Source organism: Niallia sp. FSL W8-0951, from assembly GCF_038006525.1.
GTDB lineage: Bacteria > Bacillota > Bacilli > Bacillales > Cytobacillaceae > Niallia > Niallia circulans.
The window spans coordinates 3,879,789-3,892,100 of sequence record NZ_JBBOVK010000001.1 but is presented as its reverse complement, the minus strand read 5'-3'; the positions used below and the strand labels follow the sequence as shown (position 1 = coordinate 3,892,100).

Genomic DNA, 12,312 nt, shown 5'->3' with positions numbered 1-12,312 from the left:
AAGTTGGGCTGTAACAAGGTGATGCTTGATCCAGAAAAGATGATAGCTTAAATAATTCCTTGGTTACTTTAATGCATCAAAAAGGGAACGCTTACATTCTTTCTGAAAATAAAAGTATAAGGAAGGTTAAAATGAGCAGACGAGAGACGAAAACAGACGTTATTTTAATTGGTGCCGGGATTATGAGTGCAACTCTAGGAACGCTTTTAAAAGAATTAGACCCAGATTTGAAAATTACAGTGTTTGAAAAATTGGCTAGTGCAGGTGAAGAAAGCTCGAATGAATGGAATAATGCGGGAACAGGTCATGCGGCACTATGCGAATTGAACTACACAGTAGAAAAACCAGATGGCTCTGTAGACATAAGTAAAGCGGTAGAAATTAACGAACAGTTTCAAGTTTCCTTGCAATTTTGGTCTCATCTTGTAAATAATCAAGTATTACATAATCCACAAGATTTTATTAGACCATTGCCACATATGAGTTTAGTGCTAGGGGGAAAAAATGTAGCATTTTTACAGAAACGTTTTGAGGCAATGGTAAGTAATCCGCTATTTAAAGGAATGGAATTTTCAAAGGATCCTGAAAAACTAAAAGAATGGATACCTCTCATTATGCAAGATCGCGAATTAAAAGAGCCGATAGCCGCGACAAAGATTGATTCTGGAACAGATGTGAATTTTGGTGCCTTAACACGCTTGCTGTTTGCTGATTTATTGAAAAAGGGGGTAGAAATTAACTACAAGCACAGTGTAAATGATTTAAAACGAACGAAAGATGGTTTATGGGAAGCAAAGGTACAAAATTTAAATAGTGGCACAATGGAAACACATGCTGCTAAATTCGTCTTTATTGGCGGCGGCGGCGGCGGTTTACATTTACTGCAGAAATCTGGTATTCCTGAAGGTAAACATATGGGTGGGTTCCCAGTCAGTGGTATATTTTTAGTCTGCAAAAATCAAGAAATAATCGAAAAACATCATGCAAAGGTGTATGGTAAAGCAAAGGTCGGAGCACCACCCATGTCCGTTCCCCATTTAGATACACGATTCATCGATAATCAGAAATCATTGCTTTTTGGCCCTTTTGCTGGTTTTTCACCTAAGTTTTTGAAGACAGGCTCCATGTTTGATTTAATTACATCTGTTAAGCCAGATAATTTGTTAACGATGCTGGCAGCTGGTGCAAAAAATATGTCCTTAACAAGTTATTTAATCCAGCAGCTTATGCTTTCAAAAGAAAAGCGAATAGAAGAATTACGTGAATTTATCCCGAATGCCAAAGCGGAGGATTGGGATCTTGTGGTAGCTGGGCAACGTGTCCAAGTAATAAAGGATACAGAAGCTGGCGGAAAAGGGACACTTCAATTTGGAACAGAGGTTGTAAGTGCGGCAGATGGCTCGATAGCAGCATTGCTTGGTGCCTCACCTGGTGCCTCTACTGCTGTTCACGTTATGCTGAAAGTAATCCAGAAATGTTTTACAGAAAAAATGCCAGAATGGCAGCCGAAATTAAAGGAAATGATCCCGTCGTATGGATTATCCCTAAAAGAAAACCCCCAGCTATTGCATGACGTTCATACATTAACAGCAGAAACATTGCGATTGTCTGAAAAAAGCCCTATTCATCATTAATCGAAATTAGATTGTTAATCTATTCAACTTATGAGAGAAAAAATTTTTTTCGAACAAGTAATACAAAATCAGATACATTTATTTAAAAAAACTTTCATCATGGGATGGAAGTTTTTCTTTTGGAGAAACCGATAGAAGCTTCGCTATTCCTATGTTTTTTCTATATGTATAGAAAAATGATTTAAATTTTGCGAAATGATTGACAAGCGCTTTCAAAAAATGGTTAACTTTGTTTATACAACAAACAAACTAACTTTCGGATTACAAATTATTAGCTGGGTAAGTTTGAAAGTTGGAGGGAATTTTGAAAAATTGCAAATTAGAAAAATACTAGTCTATTTAAATCATTATTCATAAGGAGGATTTTTTAAATGAAAATTATCAACCCTGTACTGAAAGGATTTAATCCAGACCCAAGCATTTGCAGAGTCGGTGAAGACTACTATATCGCAGTATCTACCTTTGAGTGGTTTCCAGGAGTACAAATACATCATTCAAAGGATTTGGTGAATTGGGAATTAGTTGCACACCCATTACAAAGAGTTTCTCAACTAGATATGAAAGGAAATCCTAACTCTGGTGGTGTTTGGGCTCCTTGCCTAAGCTATAGCGACGGGAAGTTTTGGCTTATTTATACTGATGTAAAAGTAGTGGATGGCGCTTGGAAAGATTGTCACAATTATTTGGTTACTTCCGAAACGGTAGATGGGGATTGGGGAGAGCCGATTAAATTAAATAGCTCTGGTTTCGATGCTTCCTTGTTTCATGACGCGGATGGCAAGAAATATTTATTAAATATGCTGTGGGATCAGCGTATTGGCCGTCATCCTTTCGGCGGAATTGTTATGCAGGAATACTCTACAAAGCAGAAAAGGCTAATTAATAAGCCGCAAATAATTTTTAAAGGCACGGATATTAAATTAACAGAAGCGCCGCATCTTTATCATATTGGTGAATACTATTATTTATTAACAGCAGAAGGCGGAACGAAATATGAGCATGCTGCAACAATTGCACGCTCCAAAAATATAGAAGGACCTTATGAGGTTCATCCGGATAACCCACTTTTAACTTCCTGGCATGATCCTAGAAATCCATTGCAAAAATGTGGGCATGCTTCTATTGTTCACACCCATACGGATGAATGGTATTTAGCTCATTTAACTGGCCGTCCTATTCATCCAGATGATGATTCTATAATCCAACAAAGGGGATATTGTCCTTTAGGAAGGGAAACAGCGATTCAGAAGCTGGAATGGAGAGATGGCTGGCCATATGTAGTTGGCGGAAAAGAAGGGAGCTTGGAAGTAGAAGCTCCAAAGATTCCAGAAACAAAATTTCCTTCAACTTATCCAGTTGTCGATGAATTTGAGGAAGATAAGCTCAATATCAATTTCCAAACATTGCGCATTCCTTTTACAGAGAAATTAGGTTCTTTATCAGAAAGACCTCATCATTTACGCTTATTTGGCCAAGAATCATTAACATCAACCTTTACACAATCTTTTGTTGCTAGACGTTGGCAAAGCCTTCAATTTGAAGCGGAAACAGCCGTAGCTTTTACGCCAGAGAATATACAGCAGGCTGCAGGTTTAGTAAATTACTATAACACTGAAAACTGGACAGCATGGCAAGTGACATATGATGAAAATCTTGGACGCATCCTTGATTTAACGGTTAATGACAACTTTTCTTTCTCTCAACCATTGAAGGAGAAAATAATTGTTCCAACCGAAATAGAATATATTTACTTAAGAGTCACAGTCGAAAATGAATACTACTACTACTCTTACTCATTTGATAAAGTAGAGTGGAATACACTAGATATAGTATTTGAATCAAAAAAACTATCTGATGACTATATTCGCGGTGGCGGTTTCTTTACTGGAGCATTTGTAGGAATGCAATGTCAAGATACAAGTGGTCAAAATATACCAGCAGACTTTAAATATTTCCGCTATCAAGAAAATGAATAATGGTAAAACCCAGGAAATTAGCTCCTGGGTTTTTATTTTTTTCCTTTTCTAGCACATAATATTCTCTTATATATGCGGAAGTAAAATGAAAGTGCTAACATTTCATTTCCCCCTTTAGACGGAAAAACAATATGTTAAGTTGTAAGAGTTTTCATTGTAAGATAAAAGCGTAGTAATCATCATAAATAATTTCCTTAAAATAAATTACTCGGAGGTCATTAAATTGAAAAGAATATTATTAGCTTGTTCTTCAGGAATGTCTACTAGTCTATTAGTTTCTAAAATGAAAGACGCTGCAAAGGAAAAAGGCATTGAAGCAGAAATTTGGGCTGTTGCTCAAGATAAAGCACAGACAGATATGGAACGTGCAGATGTCCTTTTAATTGGTCCGCAAATGCGCTTTTTAAAAAAGAAACTAGCTACTCAAGCAGAATCAGTTGGAATTCCATTAGATGTTATTGATCCAGTTGCTTATGGACGAATTGATGGATTGGCTGTTTTAAACAAAGCGTTAGAATTAATCGAGAATAACAAGTAATCGTTTATTTCCAAATGAAAGCATTTACTAAAAGAAGGAAGAGAGGAAAAACCTTATGAATAAATTTATGGAGGTTTTGGAAAATATTCTATTGCCAATTGCTGAGAAATTGAACAACAATCGTTATTTAGCAGCATTACGTGATGGATTTATGGTTGCCTTGCCGCTAATCATTTTTGGATCAATTTTTGTTGTAATTGCAAACTTTCCTTTCCTAGATAAGATGATAAGCGAAGATGCTTATGCAGCTTATCAAAATGCATTAGGTCCAGCATCCGCAGCAACGCTAAGTATTATGGGACTCTTTGTCATAATGGGAATTGGATATAAGCTGACACAGCATTATGGTCTTGAAGCAATTTATGGAGCTGTTGTAGGGGTTGCATCATTCCTTATTTTAAACCCACAAGAATTAGGGGAAGTAACTGGGGTTATCCCAACAGTTATTCTTGGCGCACAAGGTATGTTCTTGGGGATTTTCACAGCATTTATTTCCGCAGAGCTATATCGCTTCTTTGTGAAGAAAAATTGGACGATTAAAATGCCGCCAGGTGTACCGGACTCTGTATCTAGATCCTTTAGTGCATTGATTCCCATTACACTAACATTAACATTCTTTTTAATCATTCGTATTCTTTTCAGCTTTACACCATTTGAAACAGTACAAAACTTTATTTATACAATTATTCAAGAGCCATTAACTGCTCTAGGTAGTAGTCTTCCAGCAACAATCGTAGTGGTATTATTAATTCAATTATTCTGGTTCTTCGGTTTACACGGACAAATTATTATGAACTCTGTCCTTGACCCAATCTGGTATGCATTGAATGACCAAAACTTTACTGCTTTCCAAGCAGGAACAGAGCTTCCAAACGTTATCACAAAACAATTTATGGATACGTTCCTAGTAGGTATGGGTGGTACTGGGATGACATTGGGGGTTGTTATTCTTATCTTCTTAATCGGTAAGAGCAGACAAACAAAAGAACTTGGAAAACTAGGTGGACCAGCTGGAATTTTCAACGTAAATGAACCAATTATCTTTGGTTTACCAATCATTATGAACCCATTAGTTCTTATTCCGTGGTTATTAGCGCCAGTAGTAGTAACAATCATTACGTATCTGACAATGTCAGCAGGTATCGTTCCGAAACCAGCAGGTATCATTGTTCCGTGGACAACACCGATTGGTATTAGTGGATTCTTAGCAACTGGTAATGATTGGAGAGGGGCAGCACTGCAAATCTTTAACTTACTTGTTGTGATGGTGATTTGGTGGCCATTCCTAAAAGTTCTAGACAAAAATTATTATGAAACAGAGAAAAAAGGATAAGCAGTCAGCAAGATAGAAATAAGTTTTACATTAAGAGGAAGGGGATTTACCTTAGTTAACCTTAAGTGTAAACCCCCTTTAGTTTTAGAAATGGAGTGACAGGGATGGAAACAGATAACAAAATGACAGAAATAGCTTTTCAAATAATTCTTTTTGCTGGAAATGGACGTTCATGTGCAATGGAAGCAATACAAGAAGCAAAAGAAGGAAACTTTGAAGAAGCGGATCGATTACTAGAAGAATCAAGTTCCGAACTTGGTAAAGCGCATGGTTTTCAAACGAGATTACTCCAAGAGGAAGCGAGCGGAAATGGTGCGGGCGTGAATGTGATTTTAGTTCATTCTCAAGATCATTTGATGACAGCTATTACTGTTCGTGATTTAGCTACTGAAATAATTGAGATTTATCGTAATAAATAATTTTGGAGGTTTCTTAAAATGACTGTTCAATACAAATTTCCTAAAGGTTTTTGGTGGGGAAGTGCCACATCTGCAACACAGATAGAGGGAGCAGCGAATGAAGCAGGAAAAGGAAAAAACATTTGGGACCATTGGTATGAGGCAGAACCAAATCGCTTTTTTAACAATGTAGGGCCAGAAACTACTTCTAATTTCTACTATCAATATAAAGAGGATATTCAATTGATGAAGGAAATTGGGCATAATTCTTTCCGCTTATCTATTTCTTGGTCTAGATTAATTCCAAACGGACGGGGAGAAGTGAACCCAGAAGCTGTAACTTTTTACAATAATGTAATTAATGAGCTACTAGCTAATGGAATCGAACCATTCGTTACCCTGTATCATTTTGATATGCCGCTAGAGATGCAGAAAATCGGTGGCTGGGAAAATCGTGAAGTTGTAGATGCTTACCAAGCCTATGCTTTGCAATCCTTCCAGCTATTCGGTGATCGTGTGAAAAAATGGTTTACGTTCAATGAACCGATTGTTCCGGTAGAAGGTGGATATTTATATGATTTTCATTATCCGAATATCGTAGATTTTAAGAAGGCTGCACAAGTAGCCTATCATACAGTTTTAGCACATGCGAAAGCTGTTCAAGCTTTTCGAGGATGGAATCAAGACAAAGATACAAAAATAGGGATTGTTTTAAATTTAACACCATCCTACCCAAGAAGCCAGAATCCATATGATTTAAAAGCTGCGAATATTTGTGATTTATTCTTTAATAGAAGTTTCTTAGATCCTGCTGTTCTTGGTGAATATCCAGAGGAATTAGTAGAAATATTACGTGAACATGGACAACTACCGAATAGTGAGCAAGGAGATTTAGAACTAATTAAAGAAAATACAGTTGATATTCTCGGTGTCAACTATTATCAGCCCCGCCGAGTAAAGGCAAAAGAGCATTTACCAAATCCTTATAGCCCTTTTATGCCAGAATGGTTCTTTGATCCCTATGAGATGCCAGGCAGAAAAATGAACCCTTATCGCGGCTGGGAAATTTACGAAAAAGGTATTTACGATATCATGGTGAATTTAAAGGAAAACTATGGGAATGTGGAATCCTTTATTTCCGAAAATGGCATGGGAGTACAAGATGAAGAGCGTTTCTTGAAAGATGGTCAAATTCAAGATGATTATCGTATTGAATTTATTGAAGGACATTTACAATGGCTGCATAAGTCTATTGAAGAAGGCTGTAATGTTAAAGGATATCATCTATGGACATTCATGGATAACTGGTCATGGTCCAATGCTTATAAAAATCGCTACGGTTTCATTTCAGTAGATCTAAAAACACAGACAAGAACACCAAAGAAAAGTGCTTACTGGTTTAAAAATGTAGCAGCCAATAATGGATTTTAGGAACAACCGTGAATGTTTCTGATATAATCTTTCTAGATATCAAGATAGGTTCTGATCAAGAGTTAAGATCAGAACCTTTTTGAGTAAAAATGTATATGGATAAAATAGTAAAAAATGAATGGAAGGAGACTTTATTTTGTTAAGCTCCCGAATGAAACAAGTATTAAGTGAATTATTGGCAGCGGATACACCAGTAACAGGTGAATATTTAGCTACTGTTAATCATGTGACAGCGCGAACAACAAGAGAAGATATTAAAAACCTAGATGCTATATTAAATAATCATGGTGCAAAAATAATTTCCGTTATCTCAAAAGGTTACACGTTGGAGATTTGGGATAAAGCTGTATTTCAACAGTATTTACATTCTATATTTGTAGAAAACTCACTTTCTCATACTGGTATCCCTAAAACACCAGAAGACAGAGTAACTTATATTATTATCCGGTTTTTATTAAATGATCAATACCTTAAATTAGATGATCTCGCAGATGAACTGTTTGTCAGTAAGTCTACTATTCAACAAGACATTAAGCATGTGAAAGAAAGCCTCCAAAAGTATGACATTATATTAGAAGCACGACCGAATTATGGACTTAAAGCAATTGGGGATGAAATTAAAGTTCGCTTTTGTTTATCAGAGTATGTACTTGACCGTAAAAAACAAACAATCAGTACAATAGATAGTCCTCATCCTTCTATTTTTAATGAAGAGAAAATGGATAATATCCAAGAAATTATTTTAAGACAAATAAAAAAGTATCAAATTACTTTATCGGATATCGCTATTAATAATTTATTGATTCATATTGTAATCGCCCAAAAGCGGATTGTTAGTGGTCATTATGTAGCAATATTTCATGCCGATTTGGATGAAATTGAACAACAAAGGGAATATCATGTAGCAAATGAAATAGTGAAGGAAGTAGAAGATCTATATCAAATTAAGTTTCCACAGGCGGAGATTGCCTATATTGCCATGCATTTACTTGGAACAAAGTTAGTTACCCAGAAAAAGGGTCATATTGATCATGTAATTGAGGATGATATTCTTCAGCTGGTTCATTTTGTTTTGTCCAAAATAGAAGAAAAATTAGACTTAGGCATTGAAAAGGATGAAGAACTTATCTTTGGAATGAGTATGCATTTAAAGCCTGCAGTTAACCGCATTAAATATGGAATGAATATAAGGAACCCCATGTTGCAAGAAATTAAAAATAACTATCCACTTGCCTATGAGGCAGGGATTATTGCGGGACTGGCCATTAAAGAATACACAGGAATCGAAATGGATGAAAATGAAGTTGGTTATTTAGCGCTTCATATTGGTGCAGCAATGGAAAGAACTAAATTACGTTCAGGTCCAAAACGCTGTTTAGTTGTATGTGCTTCTGGGCTTGGAACCGCCCAGTTAATTTATTATCGTCTTAAATCTTATTTTGGCAGTAATTTAGATGTGGTTGGGACGACAGAATATTATATGCTCGATCAATATAATTTAAATGAAGTTGATTTTATCGTTAGTTCTATTCCGTTTAAGGAGAGCTTTGACATTCCAGTCATTGAGGTAAATGCAATATTGAAGGAAAGTGATTTAAAGGCAATTGAAAAATTTATTCTAAACCAAAGTAATCATCAGCCAATCGAATCCTTTTTTCGCCAAGATCTTATTTTTTTAAAGAAAACATTCCATTCCCAAGAAGAGGTTTTAACCTTTTTACATACACAGTTAATGAAGAAAGGTTTAGTGGGAAAACCATTTTTAGACGCGGTATATGAAAGAGAAAAGGTAGCGCCAACCGCTTATGGGAACTTGGTTGCTATCCCGCATCCGATTACGCCCCAAACAGAAAAAACATTTGTATGTGTATGCACCTTAGAAAAACCTATCGATTGGAATAATAACTCGGTTCAGATTATCTTTTTGCTATGTGTAAAAAAGAACAGTCAAGAGGATTTGCAGGAAATGTATGATGTCCTCGGTAAATTTATTGAGGACCACACAAGTGTTCATAAAATATTAAAGGCAAGTATGTATGAGGAATTTATCCGCATAATGAAGGAAGCATGATGGTTAGAAAGTAAAGAGCGGGGGTTTACCGATATAGGTATACTCCCGCTTTTTAAGTTAATTCTTATTCTCCTACATCTGCCCACTTATATTCATAAGTTGCTCCGAATGGATTTACAAATACATTCTTTACTTTTGGTGAAATCAATTGTGCTCTTGATGCTTGGTAAACAGGTGCAATTGGAGCATCTTCAAATAATAGCTTTTCAGCTTTTAAGAAGTTATCATAACGAGCAACGTTATCAGTTGCAAGTTTAGTTGCTGTATCGCCAACTAATTGATCATATTCTTTATTAGAATAGCCTGTTTTATTGTTTCCTCCATCTGTAATCCACAAATTCATGTATGTGAATGGATCAAGGAAGTCAGGGCCCCATCTAGAAAGTTGCAGCTCATAATCCATGCTAGAATCTAGATCAAGTCGTTGCTCTTTTGGAACTTGTTTAATTTTAACATTCAAGCCTTCTAAGTTTGTAGATAACTGGTTAGCCACATATTCAACTAAAGTTTTTGTTGTTGCATCATCATCTGCTAAAAACTCTAGCGAAACATTATCTGTACCTAATTCTTTTAAGCCTTTTGCCCAGTAATCTTTTGCTGCTTTTAAATCATAAGTAACAAGATCTCCACTAACTTTGCGGAAGTCCTCACCAGTTTCTGGCATTGGAGTAAAGTCAGCTGGGACAAGTCCATTTGCTACGATAGAACCGTTATTTAAGATTTCATTAACTAAAGCATCTTTGTCAAATGCACGGCTAAGAGCTAAACGAATATTTTTGTTTGCTAAAGCTTCTGATTTTGTTTGGTTAAATTTAAGGAAATACACAAATGTGTCTGCTGAAACATTATAATTCTCATCAGTTGAATACTGGTCAACTAAATCAGATGTAAGATCCATGCGATCGACTGTTCCTTTTTCATATAAACCAAGAGCTGTTTGTGGGTCTTTTACTACTTCAAATGTCAATTTATCCATTTTAACGGTGCTTGCATCCCAATAACTATCATTTTTTGCAAGAACCCATGAAGTACCTGTACTATCCCACTCAGTAATGCTATATGGCCCGTTTGCTAATAAGTTCTCTGAACTTGTTGCAAATTTATCTCCTTTTTCTTCCACAAACTTTTGGTTTAATGGCAAGAATGTACCAAAAGTAGTTAATGTCTCAAAATAAGGTGTTGGGTTTTCTAATTCTACAACAAGTGTATAATCACCGTCCGCCTTCACACCTAATTGATCAACAGCTAGTTCCCCAGAACTGATAGCAGCAGCATTTTTAATGACACCGTTCATCATATAAGGACCATATTCCGATTTAGTGTCCGGATTAACAGCGCGTTGCCATGCATACACAAAGTCGTTTGCTGTAACTGGGTCACCATTTGACCATTTAGCATCTTCTCTTAATGTAAACGTCCAAGTTAATCCATCATCACTAACTTTGTGATCAGTTGCAATACCTGGTGATGGCTGTGTATCTTTATCTAAACGGTAAAGCCCTTCCATTGTAGCACCAAGATAAACAAATGAAGATTCATCTGTAGCTAAAGCTGGGTCCATTGACGGAATTGCCTCTGGATTTATAAAGTTAAGGACTTTTTCGTCTGATTTACCGTCCTTATCCTTTGAGTCGGTAGAAACGTCGGTATTATCGCCAGAGCATGCAGCTAATACACTTAGCACAAATGCAAACGTGAGAAGTAATAACCAATTTTTTCGTTTCATGAAGTATTCCCCCTGTTTATGTTGTTTAATTCTGAATATTATCTATCTAGTGAACATTCAAAACTATAAAAATTATTATACCTACTAGTAGATGTGGTTGTAAAGTTATTGTTGAATAATTATTGAAAGATTTAGTATATTTAGACCTATTTTGTCTGAAGGATTTTATTTTATAAGAAAAAGAGATTCAGAATTATGGAACGATAAGGTTAGAAAATAATGAATATTCCTTTCTAAAGATATGTGTTGGGGGATTAAGGAACGATTTGTTGTTCTTCTTGCTGTCTTAATCCGTTACGTGATAGAGTTTGAAGGAGTACTGCCTGCTTTTGGGTAGATTATATATAAGGAAGTTGGAAGGAGAGGAATTGAATGGAATATCGCAAAGCGACTAGGGAAGATATTAATCTGCTAATGGAGCTAAGAAAATTCCAGTTAGTAGATGAGGGAATTACTGCAGATAAAGATATTGATAACGAGCTAGAAGATTTTTTTCAAAGGAAATTAGCAGAAGGTTCCCTTATTCAATGGCTTGTAATGGAGGAGAATGAAATAATTGCAACAGGAGCTATCGTAATATATGAATTCCCACCTACTTATACGAACAAGAGCGGAAAAAAGGCCTACGTAACTAATATGTATACAAAGAATGCTTATCGCGGAAAAGGAATAGCTACCACTCTACTAACAAAATTAGTTGAGGAAGCTAAAAGCTTAGGTATTAAGAAAATATGGTTGGGTGCTTCGAAGCTTGGCAGACCTGTTTATAAGAAGTTCGGCTTTAAGGAAACGGATGAGTGGATGGAGTTGGAGCTAGAATAATAATGCAGGAGTGGTTAGGGTCATCCTTTTTGTGGACAGACCCTCTTTTTTATTTGGTAAAAGTGATGGGGAGTTTATTTGGTCGATGAGGTATAGTGGAATGGCAGCAGATGGGGTAGATATAAGCTCATAATTATGGTATATCAGCCGAAGCAGAGGTGAATTCAGCTAAAGCAGAGGAGGAATCAGCCAAAGCGTAGGTGAAATCAGCTAAAGCAGAAGGGAAATCAGCCAAAGCGGAGGTGAAATCAGCCAAACTGGAGGGAGAATCAGCCAAAGCAGAAGGGAAATCAGCTAAAGCAGAGGTAAAATCAGCTAAAGCCCAAAATACTAGCCAATCTCTCTCACTTCACCCACCAACGCCTACCTCAACATAACTAAAA

Annotated in this window: 10 protein-coding genes; 9 read left to right on the top strand and 1 reads right to left on the bottom strand. The window is 36.2% G+C overall.

Annotated elements, in window-relative coordinates; all coding sequences use genetic code 11:
• Window positions 1-71: 71 nt before the first annotated feature.
• The 7 genes from NSS71_RS18920 (at window position 72) to NSS71_RS18890 (ending at window position 9,381) form a co-directional block, all read left to right on the top strand.
• The gene (locus NSS71_RS18920) at window positions 72-1,634 is read left to right on the top strand and encodes a malate:quinone oxidoreductase (protein ID WP_341151921.1); all 1,563 of its coding nucleotides are present in this window, start codon (window positions 72-74) and stop codon (window positions 1,632-1,634) included.
• A gap of 371 nt (window positions 1,635-2,005) precedes the next feature.
• Window positions 2,006-3,610 (top strand): xylan 1,4-beta-xylosidase, encoded by a 1,605-nt coding sequence (gene xynB, locus NSS71_RS18915; RefSeq protein WP_341151920.1) that lies wholly within the window; start codon window positions 2,006-2,008, stop codon window positions 3,608-3,610.
• Window positions 3,611-3,833: 223 nt separating this feature from the next.
• Window positions 3,834-4,148, top strand: a complete 315-nt coding sequence (locus NSS71_RS18910) for a PTS sugar transporter subunit IIB (protein ID WP_061797114.1) — start codon at window positions 3,834-3,836, stop codon at window positions 4,146-4,148.
• A 55-nt stretch (window positions 4,149-4,203) separates the two neighbouring features.
• Window positions 4,204-5,481, top strand: coding sequence for a PTS cellobiose transporter subunit IIC (gene celB, locus NSS71_RS18905; protein ID WP_047940956.1), 1,278 nt, complete (start codon window positions 4,204-4,206; stop codon window positions 5,479-5,481).
• A gap of 104 nt (window positions 5,482-5,585) precedes the next feature.
• Window positions 5,586-5,900 (top strand): PTS lactose/cellobiose transporter subunit IIA, encoded by a 315-nt coding sequence (locus tag NSS71_RS18900; protein WP_047940955.1) that lies wholly within the window; start codon window positions 5,586-5,588, stop codon window positions 5,898-5,900.
• An 18-nt stretch (window positions 5,901-5,918) separates the two neighbouring features.
• On the top strand, window positions 5,919-7,310 hold the full coding sequence (locus tag NSS71_RS18895) for a glycoside hydrolase family 1 protein (RefSeq protein WP_095258307.1): 1,392 nt from the start codon (window positions 5,919-5,921) through the stop codon (window positions 7,308-7,310).
• Window positions 7,311-7,446: 136 nt separating this feature from the next.
• Window positions 7,447-9,381, top strand: coding sequence for a BglG family transcription antiterminator (locus NSS71_RS18890; protein ID WP_095258306.1), 1,935 nt, complete (start codon window positions 7,447-7,449; stop codon window positions 9,379-9,381).
• A 64-nt stretch (window positions 9,382-9,445) separates the two neighbouring features.
• On the opposite strand, the gene NSS71_RS18885 is transcribed toward NSS71_RS18890, so the two are convergent.
• Window positions 9,446-11,107, bottom strand: a complete 1,662-nt coding sequence (locus tag NSS71_RS18885) for a peptide ABC transporter substrate-binding protein (protein ID WP_047940952.1) — start codon at window positions 11,105-11,107, stop codon at window positions 9,446-9,448.
• Between the two features lie 372 nt (window positions 11,108-11,479).
• Here NSS71_RS18885 and NSS71_RS18880 point away from each other — a divergent pair, with 372 nt between their 5' ends.
• Both NSS71_RS18880 and NSS71_RS18875 read left to right on the top strand, forming a co-directional pair.
• Window positions 11,480-11,929, top strand: coding sequence for a GNAT family N-acetyltransferase (locus NSS71_RS18880; protein WP_047940951.1), 450 nt, complete (start codon window positions 11,480-11,482; stop codon window positions 11,927-11,929).
• A gap of 200 nt (window positions 11,930-12,129) precedes the next feature.
• Complete coding sequence (locus NSS71_RS18875; RefSeq protein WP_176474012.1) at window positions 12,130-12,306, top strand: hypothetical protein; 177 nt, start codon at window positions 12,130-12,132, stop codon at window positions 12,304-12,306.
• The last annotated feature ends 6 nt before the right edge of the window (window positions 12,307-12,312 follow it).

What these genes read in the sequence shown, in the direction of transcription:
- NSS71_RS18920 (WP_341151921.1), top strand. Translation starts at nt 72, where the DNA reads ATGCATCAAAAAGGGAACGCTTACATTCTTTCTGAAAATAAAAGTATA.
- xynB (WP_341151920.1), top strand. Translation starts at nt 2,006, where the DNA reads ATGAAAATTATCAACCCTGTACTGAAAGGATTTAATCCAGACCCAAGC.
- celB (WP_047940956.1), top strand. Translation starts at nt 4,204, where the DNA reads ATGAATAAATTTATGGAGGTTTTGGAAAATATTCTATTGCCAATTGCT.
- NSS71_RS18900 (WP_047940955.1), top strand. Translation starts at nt 5,586, where the DNA reads ATGGAAACAGATAACAAAATGACAGAAATAGCTTTTCAAATAATTCTT.
- NSS71_RS18895 (WP_095258307.1), top strand. Translation starts at nt 5,919, where the DNA reads ATGACTGTTCAATACAAATTTCCTAAAGGTTTTTGGTGGGGAAGTGCC.
- NSS71_RS18885 (WP_047940952.1), bottom strand. Translation starts at nt 11,107, where the DNA reads ATGAAACGAAAAAATTGGTTATTACTTCTCACGTTTGCATTTGTGCTA.
- NSS71_RS18880 (WP_047940951.1), top strand. Translation starts at nt 11,480, where the DNA reads ATGGAATATCGCAAAGCGACTAGGGAAGATATTAATCTGCTAATGGAG.